Annotated in this window: 13 protein-coding genes; 7 read left to right on the top strand and 6 right to left on the bottom strand. The window is 39.1% G+C overall.

What is annotated here, in order from left to right:
- Nucleotides 1-108: 108 nt before the first annotated feature.
- Nucleotides 109-387, bottom strand: coding sequence for a peptidylprolyl isomerase (locus F580_RS0117770; RefSeq protein ID WP_019029099.1), 279 nt, complete (start codon nucleotides 385-387; stop codon nucleotides 109-111).
- Between the two features lie 238 nt (nucleotides 388-625).
- Between F580_RS0117770 and F580_RS0117765 the strand changes: the two genes are divergently transcribed.
- From F580_RS0117765 to F580_RS0117735, 7 genes are all read left to right on the top strand, one after another.
- Nucleotides 626-2,176, top strand: coding sequence for an exonuclease SbcCD subunit D (locus F580_RS0117765; protein ID WP_019029098.1), 1,551 nt, complete (start codon nucleotides 626-628; stop codon nucleotides 2,174-2,176).
- Nucleotides 2,173-6,069, top strand: coding sequence for an AAA family ATPase (locus F580_RS0117760; RefSeq protein ID WP_019029097.1), 3,897 nt, complete (start codon nucleotides 2,173-2,175; stop codon nucleotides 6,067-6,069). Before F580_RS0117765 ends, F580_RS0117760 begins: the two co-directional genes overlap by 4 nt.
- A gap of 160 nt (nucleotides 6,070-6,229) precedes the next feature.
- Entirely contained in the window at nucleotides 6,230-7,129 is a 900-nt protein-coding gene (locus tag F580_RS0117755) for a DMT family transporter (RefSeq protein WP_019029096.1), read from the top strand.
- A 162-nt stretch (nucleotides 7,130-7,291) separates the two neighbouring features.
- Complete coding sequence (locus F580_RS0117750) at nucleotides 7,292-7,795, top strand: FKBP-type peptidyl-prolyl cis-trans isomerase (protein WP_019029095.1); 504 nt, start codon at nucleotides 7,292-7,294, stop codon at nucleotides 7,793-7,795.
- A gap of 459 nt (nucleotides 7,796-8,254) precedes the next feature.
- Entirely contained in the window at nucleotides 8,255-8,821 is a 567-nt protein-coding gene (locus F580_RS0117745; RefSeq protein WP_019029094.1) for a methyltransferase, read from the top strand.
- 434 nt (nucleotides 8,822-9,255) lie between these two features.
- Nucleotides 9,256-10,206: a homocysteine S-methyltransferase gene (mmuM, locus tag F580_RS0117740; protein ID WP_019029093.1), complete on the top strand. Its 951-nt coding sequence runs from the start codon at nucleotides 9,256-9,258 to the stop codon at nucleotides 10,204-10,206.
- 627 nt (nucleotides 10,207-10,833) lie between these two features.
- Entirely contained in the window at nucleotides 10,834-12,456 is a 1,623-nt protein-coding gene (locus F580_RS0117735; protein ID WP_019029092.1) for an alpha/beta fold hydrolase, read from the top strand.
- A gap of 306 nt (nucleotides 12,457-12,762) precedes the next feature.
- Here the strand turns inward: F580_RS0117735 and F580_RS0117730 are convergent, their stop codons facing one another.
- The 5 genes from F580_RS0117730 to metG form a co-directional block, all read right to left on the bottom strand.
- Nucleotides 12,763-13,398, bottom strand: a complete 636-nt coding sequence (locus tag F580_RS0117730; RefSeq protein WP_019029091.1) for a carbohydrate-binding family 9-like protein — start codon at nucleotides 13,396-13,398, stop codon at nucleotides 12,763-12,765.
- Between the two features lie 57 nt (nucleotides 13,399-13,455).
- The gene (gene tsaA / locus F580_RS0117725; protein ID WP_019029090.1) at nucleotides 13,456-14,214 is read right to left on the bottom strand and encodes a tRNA (N6-threonylcarbamoyladenosine(37)-N6)-methyltransferase TrmO; all 759 of its coding nucleotides are present in this window, start codon (nucleotides 14,212-14,214) and stop codon (nucleotides 13,456-13,458) included.
- 1 nt (nucleotide 14,215) lies between these two features.
- Nucleotides 14,216-14,611, bottom strand: a complete 396-nt coding sequence (gene rcsF / locus F580_RS0117720) for an Rcs stress response system protein RcsF (RefSeq protein ID WP_019029089.1) — start codon at nucleotides 14,609-14,611, stop codon at nucleotides 14,216-14,218.
- Entirely contained in the window at nucleotides 14,604-16,802 is a 2,199-nt protein-coding gene (locus F580_RS0117715) for a cation:dicarboxylate symporter family transporter (protein WP_157443161.1), read from the bottom strand. Before F580_RS0117715 ends, rcsF begins: the two co-directional genes overlap by 8 nt.
- A gap of 255 nt (nucleotides 16,803-17,057) precedes the next feature.
- Nucleotides 17,058-19,205, bottom strand: coding sequence for a methionine--tRNA ligase (metG, locus tag F580_RS0117710; RefSeq protein ID WP_019029087.1), 2,148 nt, complete (start codon nucleotides 19,203-19,205; stop codon nucleotides 17,058-17,060).
- Nucleotides 19,206-19,273 lie beyond the last annotated feature (68 nt).

Below are 19,273 nucleotides of genomic sequence, written 5' to 3'. Positions count from 1 at the left end.
TGATAAAACCACATTGAACATCTCAACGATAGATAATGTCAGCCTTTGATAAACATAACATCAGGCGGGTAACCTGAGTAAGTGTTGCTTATCCAGAGTTCAGGTTAGTTAAGTACGATACAAAATTTTAATAATATGCCAACCGTGTTTGGTTTTAACTAAGTGTGGAGTCAACACTTCCTTGGTAAAAACCACTTTATCAAATTGAGGTACCATAGTGCCTTTAGCAAACTCACCTAAGCTGCCGCCTTTTTTACCTGAAGGGCAAGTAGAGTGCTTCTTGGCTAAGGTTTGAAACTTAGCCCCTTTCTCTATTTTTTTGAGTATTTCTTCTGCCTGTTCTTTATGCTTCACTAAAATATGAAGCGCCGCTGCCGTACGAGCCATGTGCCAACCTTTTTAACTTTTAATCATGCAATGAATTCTGGGAGTGATTTTACCCGTTTAGGACTAACAATTCAGTAAAAATTAGTAGTGATTAAGCTTATTTTACAATTCTTGATGAAATGGAGCCGATGCAATGTAGCTAATTTGTAGACCTAATAAAATATGCGCGACTACACTTAATTTGCTTGTTCAGGTAAACTATCAATAACTCTTCATTGCACAGTTTTCTTACCGTTTTATGCGTATTATCCATACTTCAGATTGGCACCTTGGCCAATATTTTTACGGCAAAAGCCGCGCCAGTGAACATCAACAATTTCTTACTTGGTTATTAGCACAAGTTAGCAGTCACAATATTGATGCGATTATCGTCGCGGGTGATATTTTTGATACCTCGACACCGCCAAGTTATGCCCGTGAAATGTACTTTGATTTTATTGCCAAACTACACCAAACGAATTGCCAACTTATTATTTTGGCCGGAAATCATGACTCTGTCGCTATGTTAGCTGAATCGCAAGCGGTGTTAGCCAGTTTATCGACCCGAGTAATTAGCCAAGTCATCCCGGTATCAATTGCTGAAGAAGCACTAGAAAGTAAAGACAATAAAGAAAGTGCAGCAGCTTGTGAAAATGAAACTGATGCAGCTCACATCATTAATCAGCAAGTTTTCCCACTAATGAATGCCAAAGGGCAACCATCAGCCATTATTTGCGCTATTCCTTTTGTTCGTCCCCGTGATGTTATCAAAAGTAGGGCAGGACAGTCAGCTAAGGATAAGCAACAAAGCTTGCAACAAGCGATCAGTGATCATTATCAAGCGCTCTATCAACACGCGTTGCAACTATCAAAATGTTTATCGAAAGAGTTGAACCTAGCAGAGGGCGAGCAACTGCCAATCATTGCTACCGGTCATTTAACGGCGCTGGGTGTGTCGGTAGCTGACAGTAAAAGTGATTCAGTAAGAGATATATACATTGGCTCATTAGAAGCCTTTCCCGCGAGTGCTTTTCCACCGGCCGATTATATTGCCCTAGGTCATATCCACCGCGCCCAAAAAATTGCCAAGTCAGATCATATTCGTTATTGCGGCTCACCCATACCATTGAGTTTTGATGAAGCTAGTCAAGATAAACGGGTGTTAATGGTTGAGTTTACTTGCGGAAAACTTAGCCAAGTTAGCGATCTTTTCGTGCCCTGTTTTCAACCCTTATATATGGTCAAAACTTCTGTCGATGAACTTGAGTCAAGTTTGAATGCCACCTTGGCTGAGTTTGAACGGTTTAAAGAGCAACAAGCACACTTAGCAACGACAGCGTCGATAAAAGTAAATAGCGCTGTTGAGATAAAAGCTTGGCTTGATATCGAAATTGATAATGGCGACCACTTAAGTGACTTATCACAACGGGTGAATGAATTAGCCAGTGATATGCCTTTTGAAGTGTTACTGGTACGTCGTTGTAAAAAGGCGCGACAACGCCGACAGGCGCAACTTTCACAGCAAGATAACAGCACCTTAAGTGAGTTATCTTTAATGGAAGTATTTGATTCGCGTTTATCGCAACTTGACTGGCAAACAGATGAAGTCGCTCGTAAAACCCGTTTAAAGCAATTATTTACCGAGATTTCAGTAGAATTAGCAGCAGAGCAGAAACAAGCTAATTTATCTGCTGAGCAAATTACCGAGACAGCAAAAATAAAACAAACTAAATCAGCAGTTAATCCGGTAGCTAATTCGGTAGTTAAGCCGGCCGTTAAGGCTGAAGAAGTAGAGCAAGATAACGCATGAGAATATTAAGTTTACGCTTTGAGAACATCAATTCACTCAAAGGCAGTTGGAAAATAGACTTTAGTGAACCCCCCTTTGATAACAATGGTTTGTTTGCTATTACTGGTCCTACGGGCGCGGGTAAAACCACCATACTCGATGCTATTTGTTTGGCGCTTTATCATGAAACACCACGTTTAACCGTTTCGAAAAAACAAAATGAATTAATGACACGCCATACCAGTCATTGCATGGCTGAGGTTGAATTTGAGGTAAAAGGACAGGGTTACAGAGCCTTTTGGAGCCAAAAACGCGCCCGTAATAAACTTGATGGTAATTTATTAGAGCCTGTTGCTGAGTTAGCAAAACTTGATGGCACCATAGTGTCAGACAAGCTTAGAACTGTGCGCAGTGATATTAGTGAATTAACAGGGCTTAACTTCTCACGTTTTACCAAGTCAATGATGCTCTCTCAGGGAGAGTTCGCTGCCTTTTTAAATGCGCCACCCAATGAACGCGCACAATTACTCGAGCAACTTACCGGTACTGAAATTTACGGTGATATATCACAACAAGTTTTTGACAATCATCGCAGTGCTAGTGTTGAGTTAAAGTTATTACAAGCCAAAAGTCAGGGCGTCACTTTACTCGACGATGAGCAAGTCAGTGAACTTGAGCGGCAACTTGAACAAACCATTGATGAAGAAAAGCAGTTTAATAAACAATTGCAGCAAGCCCAAAGGGTAAAAAGTTGGAGCTCAAACTATGTTGCCAATGAACAAAGCCAAAAAGCCGCCAAACAGCAATTAACAGCGGTAGAGGCACAAGAAAAACTAGCGAAAAGTGAGCTAGCTTTACTGGCACAATCTACCATTGCTGAGCCACTTCGTGCGCCCTATGAGAAAATGTTGCACTACCGTGAGCAATATCAACAAACCTTACAACAAGTTACTAATCAAACACAGCAACTAGAAGTATTCGACCACGCGGTTATAACAAGTGAAGCTGCCTTAACACAGCTAAAAACTACTCACCTTGAAGCGGAAACGCAGCGCAAAGTGATTGAGCAAGTATTGCATGAAAAGATTGAACCGCTGGAGTATACAATCAGCCATCAAAAAGCGACCTTGCAAGAAACAAATAATAATGTCGCTACACAAACGCAAACGCTAACCCTTAATACCGATAAGCTAAAGGCCGCAGGCGTTGAGCAACAAAAAGCATTTACAATAGTTGAGCAGCAAAAAGCTTACTTAGCTAACGGCCAAGCGCTACAGCAACTGCCTGAAAAACTACCTCTCTGGCAAAATCAATATCAGCAATTAACCGTGCAGCAAGCCAGTATGCAGCGCTTATTAAGCGATCAAAGCAGTGTTGAAAAAACACTGTTAGGCTTAACGTCTCAGCAGCAAGGTCAACAGCAACAAATTGCTGATAGCGAAGGGCAATTACAGCAGCTTAATAATCAACAGCAAGTGATGGTTGAGCAAGTACAACAACTTATCGGCAATAGCCAAGTGGCTAAAGCCATCCTTGATCACCTCTCCAATGGGGAAGAGGCTAAAGAAACTGAGCTTGGGCAGGTTAATCGCGCTGATCTTAATATTACTGAAATAGCGGCGGTATTTAGTCAAGCGGTCATTCATAGGAAAAACCAACAGTTAACGTTAAAACAAGCTATGCAGCTAGCCAAGCGTTTTCATGTGTTAGGGCAAGAGCATCAAACGCTTTCACTGCAACAACTCAACGACAAAAAACAACTCGACGTAACAGAGCAGCAACTAACACAGTTACGGCATACCTATAGTGCGACTAAACGTCAGGAAAAAGATGTAGAAACGTTACTTGCTCAGCAACAAACTATTATGGCGTTAAGTGAGCACAGAGCAAAACTTCAACCTGAAGACGCTTGTCCTTTGTGTGGTTCGGTTGAGCATCCAGCAATCAGTGACTATAAATCGTTGGATAGTGATGAACATCAAAATCGTTTAACACTGCTCAAAAATGAATTAGCGACATTAGAAACTCAGGGTAAACAGCTCAATAACGTGCAAGCACAATTAACCGAGCGACTTTCACAACAGCAAAGTCGTCTGCACGCTATAGTAAACGAGCAAAATGGTATTGAGCAGGATTGGCAGTCGTTAAAATTGAACCAATTTGCTGATAAAGGCTTTGCGAAAAACCAAGATGAACAGCCGTTTTTATTACAAAACATCAATGCTGAACATGACTTAAATAAGCAACTAAACCATACCTTGCATCAGCTTGAAGAGCTCGTTTCCTTACAACAACAATTGCAAGAAAACAGCCAGATTCAACAACAAACCGCGGAACAAATAATTCAGGGTGAGAAGCAATTATCTACTCAGCAGAGCCAATTACAATTGGTCCAAGAGCAAGGTAATGCTCAACACAAGGTTAAGACAAAAATCCTTAACGATTTAGCGTTAGCACAACAAACTATTGCCACCGACAATACCCAATTGTTAGCAGACATTACCGCAACTAAAATAGCCTTACCAATAAGTGAAAGTGACGAGCAATACCAAGACCTATGTATTGATGAAAATTGGCTGAAGTCGGTCTCGAAACAGGGGCAAGAATATCAAGGCATTGTTAACACTCACCAAGCCGCACAAGAACAGTTAATAAGCCTTGAAAATAACTTGGCTTTGTTAACCCAACAAGTTGAGCAGCATCAAGGTCAGCTAAGCCAAACAAAAACACAATTAAGTCAGCAAGAAAGTGAACTAGCACGCAATAGTTCGTTGCGGGTTACCTTGCTGACTGAACTTGGTGTTGATGAACTTGCTATGCAAGACTCTATTATGTTGAGAGAAAATATAAATAAGCAACGAGAAGTGAGTGAGGAATCGTTGAATATTGCAGATGTTGAACATAATGATAAATTGTCAGTTCAACAACTTAATAAAGGCCAATTAACCACAGCTGAAGCTCAATTAGAAGCGCTGTCGAAACAAAATGGCAAGGTGAAAGTTGATTGGGATAAAGACTTCTCTTCCAGTACTTTTATCGATGAAGAACAATTTTTGTTGGCATTGATTAGTCCTGAAAAAGCACAGCAACTTCATAAGCTTGCTATCGACCTTAGTGATGGCAAAAAGCAAGCGCAAGTATTGATAACTCAAGGTGAAAAAGTAGCGTTAGAGTTAGCAGATAAAAAGGCGCAATTGAGCGACAGTGGTGCCGTTGATTTTGATGATGAATCTGTTGCAAATACACTAATTAACTTGTCAGAATTGTTAAAACAATGTCAGCAAAAAACAGGTCAATACAGCCAACAAATTAGCCACGATAAAACCAATAAAATTCAACAACAATCTTTGCTTGAACAAATAAAACAAGCGCAACTGGCTTTGGATGACCTTAGCCACCTAAATGCGTTAATTGGCTCAGCTGATGGCGCTAAATTTAGACGTTTTGCTCAAGGGTTAACGCTAAGTAATTTAGTGCACTTAGCTAACGCCCAGTTAGAACGATTATTTGCTCGTTATCAACTGCAATGTCAACAAAGTGATAATTTGGCACTCGAAGTTGTTGATACTTGGCAAGGGGACACTGCTCGCGATATAAAAACCTTATCGGGTGGGGAAAGTTTCTTAATTAGTTTGGCGTTAGCTTTGGCGCTTTCAGATTTAGTCAGCAATAAGACCAGTATCGATTCATTATTCCTTGATGAAGGTTTTGGTACTTTAGATAACAATACCTTGGAAGTAGCCCTTGATGCTCTCGATAATCTAAACGCCAGCGGTAAAATGATTGGCGTTATAAGTCATGTTGAGGCCTTGAAAGAGCGTATCGGCGTGCAGATTAAAGTCAGTAAGCTCAGTGGTTTGGGTGTTAGTAGTTTAGATAAACAATATGAGTTTCATGCCCAGACAGTAAGTTAAAAGCTTAGATGATTTTTAACTTACTAAGTCTGCATGATAAGTGAGTAAGACTGCTCAGTAATAAAATCTCAAACAGAATAACGGTACGCTAATCACTAGATAGTAGTAATCACTGAATAGTAAAGATCACTAAATAGTAAAAACCAGTAAGGATACATCGTTGGAAATTTGGATTTATTTCACCTTGCTCGCTGCATTTATGCAAGCAGTAAGAACCGCAGGACAAAAGCAGTTATCAGCTAAACTTAACTCCATGGCTACCACAGGTGTTCGCTACTGGTATGCATTGCCGTTTGCTTGGCTTTATTTATGGTGGCTGCTTGATTTTAGGCAAGTGCTAGTACCCGAGCTCAATAACGAATTTTTACAATACGCATTAATCGCCTGTGTGATGCAAATATGGGGCACCGCGTGTTTAGTGGCCGCTTTTCGCTACCGAAATTTTGCTGTGGCCACCAGTTTAGCGAAAACGGAAGCCATTCAAGTGGCCATCGTTGGCGCGCTATTTTTTGGCGCTACGCTTTCGGGGGTAGGTTGGTTTAGTGTCGTTGTCGGTGTCGCCGGGGTGTTTTTAGTGTCGAAAGTGAAATTTAAAGTCAAAGACATTTTAGCTGACTCCCAAGGCCTCATTGGTATGGGCTATGGCTTAGCTGCCGGCCTTGGTTTAGCAATTACCACCTTACTGATCCGTGAGTCGAGTTTGGCGCTTAATACCGATTTAATGGTCAGTGCTGCGGTTACTCTGGTGTTTATGATCACGGTACAATCCGTTATTTCATTGGTTTATGTTTACCTACAAGATAAATCACAATTACCCTTGATACTTAAACATTGGCGTTTGTGCTTATTTGTCGGCATTACCAGTGTACTGGGCTCAATTGGTTGGTTTACTGGCGCAAGTTATCAAAATGCTGCTTATGTTAAAGCGTTAGGGCAGGTTGAGTTCTTTATTACCTTGGCATTAACCTATCGCGTTTTTAAAGAAACTATCACCATAAAAGAGTACTTAGGTATGTTGTTGATTGTCTTAAGTGTGGTTATCCTACTCTTATGGGCATAAGAATATCGACAGGGGAGATGGACACAAATCAACTTGCTTAGTCACTAAAGCTATTTAAATTCTTTTAAATAAAGCGTAAAGCAAGGTAAACTGAGCACCATAACATTAAATATTATTTTACTCGTTTGAGTAATAAACAGAAGTATTAAAAAAGAGATCACTATGAAAATCACTGAAAAAACTGTTGCTCACTTTCACTACACCCTTAAAAATGAAGCGGGAGAAGAAATAGAGTCATCAAATGGTCATGAACCACTGGCCTATTTACATGGTTCTAACAATACTTTAGCGGGCTTAGAGACAGCACTTGAAGGAAAAGCGACTGGCGATAAGTTTTCAGTAACTTTACAACCTGAAGAAGCTTACGGTGAATACCAAGAAGGTTTAGAGCAACGTGTTCCGGTTAAACACTTACAAGGTTTACCAAGCAAAAATGCTAAATGGAAAAAAGGCATGACTGCTGCTGTTCAAACTGACGGTGGTCAACGCCAAGTGACTGTCGTTAAAGTGGGTAAATTTATGGTGACTGTTGATATCAACCCACCATTAGCCGGTAAAGTACTTACTTTTGATATTGATATCGTTGACGTACGTGAAGCAACTGAAGACGAAATTACTCACGGCCATGTACACAGTGCCGATAGTAGTTGTGGTCACGATCACTAAATTGACAATTGATCACCATATTTTAACTCAGTAGTACCTCTAACGAGTAGAGTATTGTGACAGGAAATAAAAAGCGCTAAGCAGTTCAACTGTTTAGCGCTTTTTGGTATTTAAGACCTTATGAACAGCAAGTGAGTAGTTTTATAGTCGTCATCTTCGAGTTGTCCTGTCGAAGATCCATAAAGCAAATAATATGGATTCTCGATCATAAAACTTCGAGAATGACAAATAAGGGGCTTGTTATGTAAATTAAATTGACTCTGCTCACCTGTATTTCTTTTAGATGAATATGTTTGGCATTGTTTAGTTGCGATAACTGTTATTTCAGGCATTATCACTGACTTGATATTCCAAACACCAAGTTCGGCGCGTTATTATTCAACTTATCAATGTAGAAAGTCATGGCCGAAAAAATTACTTCATTAAACGACATTAAAGTTTAGAAAAGGTTAGCTTCAATTGAATCATTCCCCGTTATTAGAAAAAACTATTGAGCTATTACATGAGGCAAATAGTCAAGCATCAGTGCTTGATCTTGCCTGTGGTAGTGGCAGAAATGGCCTTTATCTTCTCAATCAAAACATCCCTGTTGTATTTGCTGATATAAAAGAGTCAGCTCTTGAACAGGTGAAAAGTACCCTAACGAGTCATTATGGCGGGGTAAAATCATTGGCAAACTTTTGGCAGATAAATTTTGAACAAGAGGGTATAAAACCTCTAGTAGGTCAGTCCTTTTCAGCAATAATCGTTTTTCGTTATTTACACCGACCTCTTTTTGAACAAATCAAGCAAGCTGTTGCTGCGGGTGGTTATGTTGTTTATGAAACATTTACCGTAGATCAGCCCAAATTTGGCCGCCCCAAAAATCCTAGTTTTTTATTAAAACATGGTGAGTTGGCTGAGCTCTTTTCTGATTGGCATATTATCCATAGTTTTGAAGGGGTCATTGATGCAAATAACACTGATGCTATTACTGAATCAGGAAAACAAGCTATTGCCCAGATTATTGCAAGAAAACCATTGTAATAAGAAATCCATAAACTCAATGAATGGCTAAGTTTAAGATGCGTATCTATATAATATTGGCTACGGTTTACTAACCCAAGTAATTCCATTAGATGAGAACTTTTCTTTAGCTAAGGCACTGCTTAGTGCTACTTACTCGCGCTATTCTAACTATGCAACTGAATTAACTTTAAAACCAAAGCTGATGAATAAATAATCAATGTTATTCATACTGCTTTTGAGGTGAACTGAAAATTATCTTTAGCGCTATCTCGCAAAGGGGCACATTTCGCCACAGGTTTTATGGTTACTTTGTGATAAATTTATCATTGTCACAACTAATCCGTAACGATAAGTTTTATCAACGTTGACGTTATATAACGAAAAGATTAATGTCAGGATAACACTAACAGTAGTCATATCTGTTTTAAGCACAATACAAAGATTATATTATTATGAATAGCTCCCCTTTTAAAAAACTGAGAATTTTTAACTTCCTCAACGAAGGTAAAAAACTTTTGTTAGATGGAGGTATGTCTAATCAATTAGAAAGCCAAGGATTTGATCTTAATAATGATCTGTGGTCGGCTCATTTGTTATTGTCTCATTCAAGAGCAATTGTAGATGCTCATTTATATTATTTAAACGCTGGCGCTCAATGTTTGATCACAGCAAGTTATCAAGCAACTGTTTCAGGTCTTATTCAATCAGGATTAAACGAACAACAAGCAGGTGACTTAATTATCAGCTCGGTTTTATTGGCGCAACAAGCAATTGATGAATTTATGTTGAACAATCCAAATACTGAGCGTGCTTTTGTGGCCGCAAGTATTGGTCCTTATGGTGCTAGTTTAGCCGATGGCTCAGAGTATCACGGTAATTATGGTGTTAATGATGAAGTATTGAGAACTCATCATCAAGCACAAATAAAATTTCTAGCTCAAACCAACGCTGATTTATTTGCATGTGAAACTATTCCAAGTTTGCAAGAAGCTCGTATATTGAAAGAGCTACTTGAAAAACAAATGAAACCAGCCTGGCTTAGCTTCTCTTGTAAAAATGGACAACAATTAAACGACGGCACACCAATTGAAGAGTGTGTAAAAGAGTTTAATCACAGCGTGAACCCTATTGCGTTAGGTGTAAACTGTACAAACCCGAAATATATTGTTGAGTTAATTAAGAGAATAAAATCCACATGTCCTGAAAAATTTATTGTTGTTTATCCTAATTCCGGTGAAGATTATGATCCAATTAGCAAAACATGGCATGGAACGGCATCACCTAGTGAATGTGGCCATGCATCAATATCTTGGTTAAATGCCGGAGCGAATATTATTGGGGGTTGCTGTCGTATGGGGCCACAACATATTTCTTCAATAAAACAGGCGATGAACAGAGAATAGAAAAATTGTCTATTGGCGCAAGTAACTATTTTTTCTTCCTATAGGTGACTTATAAGTGCGTCATTACTGAGCGAACGGTTTTGTTTTTTTTGCCTAACTTGCCCTCTGTTTTATTTAATTGTTTTTTGGCAAAAGTAATCTTGATTATCTAACTCACTGTGGGGCACAAAGTGGTATATGTTTTACGACAAGTCTGTGCGATTAGTTGACGTAAGAGGTTGAAAATATTAATGTCTCCTTAGAGCGATCAACAGCCGTTCCACCCTTGGCTAATAAGGCTCACTTAGCGCACATTATGGACATTAGCATTAGATATTTTGCCATATATTTTCTAATGATTTATTATGAGGCAGTGTTCGTAATGCACCGAATACCTGCCGACATAGTTGTATTTGATAACATTTCTTAAAATAAGCCTTATTTAGACGTATTCATAATATTAAAAAATTGTGAGTAATTATATTTATGACTTCCTAACACTTTGAAATTATGTGATATTGGTCTTAATTAATAATATATTTGTGCCTTGAACTTATGAAGCTGAAATCACAATAAGTGTTGAAGTGCAGTGTTACTCGTACAATATAGCTGTCTATACCAGAGACAAAACAATTAAGAGTATATGGTTTGATTAACAAATTTAATGTTATAACTATTTGTTTAGCTTTCTTGCTGACGTCATGCACTTACCTAAAATACTCTGCCATTCAGGCGGAGTATACAAAACTTCAAAAAGCTGATCCCAGTCAAGTCAATTTAAAGCATATGCTAGATAAAGAAACTTTTTTTGTCTGGGGTAAGTCAATACCTAAACCAAACAACTACCCGAATGCATCTATGGCTATCGCCGCCTATTCCAGTAAATTCAAAAAGGCTGAACGAGTCGATACTATGTTCTTTTATGGAACGGGAACACATTATGGTTTAAATCTTCCAGAAGGTGTTTACACATTACTGATTTATGCCGACATAAATAAAGACCAGATGTTTGACCAATCTGAAATAGTAGGTAAGAGAGAGCTTGTGCTAGATACTACCAATTTTCCAGATAAAATAGTTAAGCATGTGGATATTGAAATAGCGGCAAGCTTTAATGTAGTCTGGGCTGAAACTATTTTAATTCCTGAAATCATTGAGACAGAGCGATCCTTATATTATCCGGCAGGAACCATTCGCAGGCTTGATGATCCAATGTTTGATGAAAAAATTTCCACTATGGGCATGTATGATCCAGCTTCATTCCTAGAATACGCCCCAACCATGTTTTACGCCTTAAAAGAAGGCGTTGCACATAAAATCCCAGTTGTTTTTGTGCACGGAATTGGTGGTAGCTCGAGATCATTTAAAGCTATTATTGAACATATGGATAAAAACCGTTATCAAGCCTGGTTTTTCTATTACCCCTCTGGCGGCGATCTAGATCAGTTAGCTGATTTTTTTTATGATATTTTTCTATCAGGAGCAGTTGTCCCTATGGGAGACATGCCTATGATTGTGGTTGCTCATAGTATGGGCGGGCTTATAGTTCGAGAAGCATTTAATAATTACCAAGGGAAGGAGAAAGAAAATAAAGTTGAACTATTTGTTAGCATTGCAAGCCCGCTCGGCGGCCATCCTTCGGCTGCTTCAGGTGAAAAACATGGCTTAATCGTCTTACCATCATGGCGTGATTTAAATCCTGCTAGCCCATTTATAAAAAAACTCTATAGAAAACCACTACCTAAATTTGTCAATCACCAACTTTTTTATGCCTATAATAATTCCGACATATTAAAACTCGGTGAAAACAGCGATGGCGTTGTACCACTCTCAAGTCAATTGCATCCAGAAGCACAAAGGCAATCTCGTAATCAGTTTGGTTTTAACAGCAGCCATGTCGACATTTTAAGAAATGAAGAAATGATCTTTCATCTACTGAAAAATATGGCTGATGTGACAAATATTTTTCCAGATTCACATATGAAATTTCTTGTAGACGGTGGCTTCGATGTGAAATTAACCGATGATTATAGTCCTCTCACCCAGCATTTAATTAGCTATGCTGGAAAATATCTTATGTTGTTAATTAAGGGAGAAATCAAACCGATTAATCGGCAGCAGGAGAGCTTCATTCAAGTGGTTAAAGGTGAAATAGCAGCAACTAAAGATGTGGAAAGAGAGTTTATACAATTTATGAGAGAATACCCTGAAATGGTCAATAGTGTTTTGGAAGATCAATCTAACAAAACATTACAACGGATAAACCACTGAATGCGCTTTATCGATACAAAATCTAATTCAAATCAATACTACAGGTTAAATGTTAATGTCCGCAGTGGTAATAGTGATCGATTGATATCCATGAGCGATTGTCGGTTAATAGCACTAACCTGAACCAATTAAGTATGGTCTGAATCAGGAGTAAAAGACTATAATGTGGTAAAATTACTGTTAGCTCTATCTCGATCTGGGGGCTAACTAGATAGGAATAAAGTACTTATTTCTACTATATCAGGAAAAAATGAAGGTAAACTTTTTTTGAATTCCACTTACCTATGTAGAAAATTGTCATAAAAGCTATATAAACACCAACTCGCCAAAGTGTTCAGGACGATGATAATCAGGCGTGGCTACGTCAATATTATTCCATACCGCGTACTGTGGCTCAGTTCTACCGCCACAACGATAAAAGTTAGCAAACCACTGGTCTTTATTCACCTTTTCGCCGGTTAGTTGCTCGATAGCGGAAAAAGGTAAGGCTATCTCAACGCGCCATTCGTTATCATGTTCACTTTCTATTTTAACAGGAGCGTTAAGACTAGTTTGTCGCGCTATTAAACTGGCAGTTTCAAGGCTGATAAATTGTCGATTATCTCTGCCTGCGCCGTAGGCTAAATGTAAGGTACCGCAGCAATTCACCTCTAAATTTACATAACTGCTGCCTAATACGCCCGAGGGGCTGAAGAAAAACTCCACACAAGAGTCTGCACAGACCAACATATGGTTAAGCTCGGTTTGTTTGGCGAAGCTGTACTTGTCTTGCGCAATAACTTGGATGAATAGTGTCTTGTCATTGGCAACAATTTTTACTTGTGTGTCTTGTTTTTCACCACTTTCATACCAAGGAAAAATACGGATATCAAGGGCGGTAACTGATGACCAGTCGAGTGGTATCTGCTTCGCCGATGTTTTTGTTATGCGGTATTGGCTCATTTTTATCCTCTTATTTTCTATATTGCTAACGAGTATTCACATTGTACTTATTAGTATTTATTTAGAACTTAATTCGACTCGTTTGTTGATAGCAAGTACTTCAACTTGTCTTAAACCGGTGAGTTGCCAGGTAATGTTAAGATCATACAAACTCATGCCATAAATTTTATCATCCCTTTTCCCCTGTTTGTAGGCAGGTCGAGGATCTTGTGCCAATACTTGTTCAATCAACAATGATAAGTCACTATATTCATCGAGATGTGCTGATAAGCCATGCTGTGCTTGTCGACTAAATTGCACTGATAAGCCTGCGTCAGGTTGGCCTTGGGCAAAACCTGCTTGGGCATCGACAATGGCATCAGAATAGGGGATATAGGGCTTTATATCGAGTATTGGCGTACCGTTGAGTAAATCTAACCCGGAGATATGTAAAACAGTTTGCTTTTTTACGGTCACAACCTTATCAAGTTTGACCACAGACATGCCAATGGGATTGGGGCGGAACGTTGAACGCGTAGCCAGTACCCCTGTTTTTACATTGCCGCCAAGACGTGGTGGCCGAACTAAAGGCTTCCAGCCTTGTGCTTGCGTACCATGAAAAACAAATAGCAGCCATAAATGACTAAACTGCTCAATATCACGAATCAAGTCAGGATTATTTGCTTCGCCTATTAGTACCACTTTTCCTTTGGCAGCACTGACTAGATTGGGCTGGCGCGGTATAGCAAACTTTTCTTGATAAGGTGATTCTATCAACCCTATGGTTTCAAACTGAAAGCTTTGTGATGAAGGTAACTCGTTATTTGTTTTTGGCATATTATGGCTCTAGTGCCTCATGTGGAGCGCCTAATTGATAAGCTTTACCGTAACAAACCACTTGCGCGACACATTGTTTAGTTTCTATAGCGACACAACTAGTGAAAATAACGGCGTTAGCTTTTAGCTTGAATGCGACTTGTCTTGCTTGGGTACGGGCATTAATTTCATCGGGGGCTGCTAAATGTTGCTCTTTTTGGCAATCTTCCCCCTCGACTAAACCGACATACTGGAAACTTGACATAAATTCACTTTCGTCATTAAAAATCTTTACCTTACTGGCACTAAAATATTGCTGTGCATTGTTAGGCTTAACGTTACTTTCAAAGGTGTAGTTACCAGTACAGCTCGCTAATATTGGCATGGTGATTAACAGTGCTAACAGTCGTTTAATCATGTTGTTTCTCCTTGTTGGTTACTACTTGGGAAAATTTAGATAGGGAAGAATGACTTTTACCTGCTATCCAATAAGTAAATAATTTATCAATAGTTTGGTTTTTTTGCATCATAACTATCCAATTACGCATGAAAATTTCAAAGGTATTGTCCTGGATGTTTATGGCAAACGCCATAGAGATTTGTGGCCTGGCGGGTTTGGGAACAATGACGGTGTATTCCGGGTTGATCAAAGTCCAAGCGGAAGCTGTAGCAGCGCCAAAAAGCATGGCATCAATATGTTGATACTCTTCCCTAAAAAATAACCGTGGTGTTGATATTTCCCATACTGTCGGTTTTTCAAAATAACGACGGACAATATTTTCACTGTGAAAAATTTCTGGAATACCGATGATTAAATCATCGCGAGAAAAAATGCTTTGCCAATCACTAAACTCTTTACGACGATGTTCTTTCACCAAAAAAGCCATCGACTGACTAGAGTAGGGTACCGTTAAGGTATATTGCTTCATGTTCTTTGGTGTTACCGGAACACCTGTGGTCATATCTAAATAGCCCGAAGACAGCAGATTTTTCGCTTGTTTATGGAAAATACGCACAAACTCGATTGACACGCCTAAATCGTCGGCCAGTAAATTAATGATCTCAATATCAAAACCGACTAACTTACCTTGTTGATTATGAAACGTGTAGGGTAAATCATCACGGAAGTAACCGACACGAATAAAACCTCGTTGGTTTATTCTATCTAAAACACCCATGCCTAATAAATTTTTATTGCCACTCAGATCTGGCTCGGCTAATACCTTAGCTTTACCGTCGAGCATAACAAAGTCTCTTTCTATAAATTTACTGTAACCTTGGTATTGGTAGCTAATAGCATCAAAGGTATAGCGTAATGTGACAAAGGCGATGATAGATATAAGTGGCAACAGCAGTAAGTTGCGGGCAAAAGCGCGCCATTTAAAAGTGAAACCTTTTAACATGCTAGTCGCTATAAGTAAGACTAAGCTCATGGAAAAAATAACGCTAAGTAGCGCGCTAAGACGACCAACAATGATATTTTCGGCGACTAGAAATAAATCAAATAATGAGCCTGGCACATTAAAAATATCTAATAAGTTAGGAATAGCGATGGTCGGGGTGCCAAATAACTGCGGAATACCCGCGAGTAATAAATGTAGATAGTCATTACTATTGACTTGCGAGCCAGAAAACCAGGCAGCAAATAAGGTAAATAATAACGCTAAAAGTTTACCGCCAACAGGGAAACTAAAGCATATGGGAACAATAATGCTAGGCATATTACTCACATCGGCTTTAAGTACCTTATTATCATTGTTAGCGCTAGGTAATTGTTCAATCAATTGTTTTGCTTTTTCAACAATTTGTGGGATCACAACAAAGAAACTACCGGTAGCAAAAGCGGTGATCATGGCTTGGCGAGAGGTGGCAAGCACTTGTCGATAACTAAAAGGGGTAATGGTCGCAACAATGGCCGGTAAAACAATAAATGTCAGTAAGAATACCAATACAGCCGAGGTAACTATGTAAACTTGCAAGCCGTCAAGTTGTTCGCTGTCTATGGTCGCTGCAGCTCTAAGGGCAATACAAAATATGCCCACTGGGGCGAAACGCATCACCATATTACTGACATTAACCACAGCATTGTTTAAGCCGTTTAATACCGCTAAAGTGCGCTTTTTCTCTTTTACCTGCATTAATCCCGCACCAATAAAGATACTAAACAATACCACGCTAGGTATTAATCCGTTGGCCAAAGCATAAAAAGGATTCGTCGGTATGAAAAGTGAAATAATATCAAATACTGGTGCGGTACTGATGGTGTTAATACTATAAAAGTCAGCACTCTCCCAATCTGGAAAGGCGATAGGGGCGAGCAAGATAAAAGTTAATACTATCGCCAATAGCGTCATTAAAATGATCAAGCTGGTCTTTAAAGTATTAGTGACTTTACTTGGGTTTAAGCCGCCAATGCCGACAATAAGTGACAAGGCAATATAAGGTAGCGCAGTCATTTGCAGTAGCATCACAAAGCCATCAGCGAGTTCATCTACACCGAGATATACCGTTGAGGTGAGTGTGCCCAATGTTAAGCCAACCATCATGGCTACTATGATGCGGGAGGATAATGACACCTTGGGGATGAGTTGCTTTATTTTAGCGATCAATAGTTTTTACCTGATTTAACCTAATTTCTATTTACCAGAGTACGCTATTTTATAAAGCGACGGGACACCTTAATGTTAAATTTTTTTTAAATATTGTTTAAATTTAAGCGGTTAACCTGATAATAACGACCAAACTGTTGCCATGTTAAGGCACTTGCTACTAGTTTATCTGCTTTATAAAAAAAGGTACCTTGGGATAGGTACCTTTTTATTTGTAGGATTAGTGGTGCTTAGCAATGCCTAGTAATGGTTAAACTACTTAACGCGCATGCCCGCGATAGCACCATCATCTGGATTTAATATCCATAAGTCTTTATCACCCGGACCTGCAGCAAGTACCATACCTTCAGATAGTCCAAAGCGCATTTTACGTGGCGCTAAGTTAGCAACCATCACAGTATGTTTACCAATTAAATCTTCTGGGTTGTACGCTGACTTAATGCCGGCGAATACTTGACGAGTTTCAGTGCCTTCTTCATTAAGCGCTAACGTTAGCTTTAATAATTTATCTGCTTTCTCTACATGCTCAGCATTAATGATTTTAACTATACGTAAATCGATTTTAGCAAAATCATCAAATTGAATTTCTTCAGAAATAGGGTCAGCTGCTAACGGATCAGCTAACGCTGCACTGTTATCAACGACTTTAGCTGGCTTGGCTTTCTTGCTTTTCTTAGATTTTTTCTTTTCATCTTCAGCAGCGCCGGCTAAGCTATCTTTGGACGCTTCAGTCATCGCATTAACTTTATCCATATCAACACGTTGTAATAACGCTTTAAACTTGTTGATTTTATGGTCAGTTAATAATGTTTTATGACCTTCCCACGTTAGCTCATCATTTAAGAATGCAGCCGTGCTATCGGCAAGTACAGGAAGTACCGGCTTTAGGTAAATCATTAGGGTACGGAACATGTTAATGCCAAGGGAACAAATATCTTGTACTTCTTGCTGCTTAGTTTCGTCTTTCACTAACTGCCACGGTTCTTTCACCGCGATATATTCATTTACTTTATCAGCTAGTGCCATGATTTCACGCATACCACGACCAAAATCACGTGCTTCATAATGGGCAGCAATGCTATCACCGGCAGCCATTACTTCATCCGCTAATTCTTGATTATCAATGTTAGTTGATAACATGCCGTCAAAGCGTTTATAAATAAAGCTAGCACAGCGTGAGGCGATATTTACCACTTTACCGACTAAATCAGAATTTACACGTTGAACAAAATCTTCAAGGTTTAAATCTAAATCATCAATTTTGTGTGTCAGTTTAGTTGCGTAGTAATAACGTAAGTATTCAGGGTTTAAATGCGCTAAATAGGTATTGGCTTTTATAAAGGTACCTTTTGATTTAGACATTTTTTCGCCGTTCACGGTAACAAAACCATGGGCAAAAACAGCCGTAGGTTTGCGGAAATCCGCGCCTTCTAACATGGCTGGCCAAAATAGGCTGTGGAAGTTAATAATGTCTTTACCGATAAAGTGATAAAGCTCGGCATCTGAGTCTTTATTCCAATAGCTGTCAAAGTCGATATTTTCTCTATCACATAAGTTTTTAAAGCTGCCCATGTAACCACAAGGCGCATCTAGCCATACGTAGAAAAATTTACCTGGCGCATTAGGTATTTCAAAGCCAAAGTAAGGTGCGTCTCGGCTGATATCCCACTGTTTTAATCCTTGTTCGAACCATTCATTGAGTTTATTAGCGACTTCTTCTTGTAGGGTACCACTGCGTATCCACTCTGCTAACATGGTTTCAAAAGCAGGTAAATCGAAGAAGTAATGCTCTGAATCTTTTAATATCGGGGTAGCGCCTGAAATAGCTGAACGTGGGTTTAATACTTCTGTTGGTGAATAAGTCGCACCACAGTTGTCACAGCTATCACCGTTTTCATCTTCACTTTTACATTTTGGGCAAGTGCCTTTAATAAAACGGTCAGCTAAGAACATGCCTTTTTCAGGGTCATATAACTGAGAAATTACACGGGTTTTAATATGGCCTTTCGCATATAAACGGTTGTATATCTCTTCTGAGAAGGCTTTGTTTTCTTTACTGTGCGTTGTATGGTAATTATCAAAGCTGATGTGAAAGTCACTAAAGTCTTTAATACGCTCTTCACGCACACCCTTGATCATTTCTTCAGGTGTTATGCCCAGCTCTTGTGCTTTTAGCATAATCGGTGTGCCGTGCGCATCATCAGCACAGACAAAATAAATTTCATGTCCACGCATTCGTTGAAAACGTACCCAAATATCGGTTTGAATGTGTTCTAACATATGCCCTAAATGGATAGAACCATTGGCATAAGGCAGGGCACAAGTAACGAGAATTTTGCGCTTTTCTTGTAAAGAATGCGATGCAGCGTTTGATGTAGCTTCAGATAAAGTAGTTTCAGACATGAAAAATAGTTGTTTTTGATGGTAATAATGCCGGCAATAGTACAGAATTTAGCAATGATTTTCATTAG

This window comes from Colwellia piezophila ATCC BAA-637 (assembly GCF_000378625.1).
Taxonomy (GTDB): Bacteria; Pseudomonadota; Gammaproteobacteria; order Enterobacterales; family Alteromonadaceae; genus Colwellia; species Colwellia piezophila.
The sequence above is the reverse complement of the archived record's forward strand: the minus strand, read 5'-3'. Positions and strand labels throughout refer to the sequence as shown.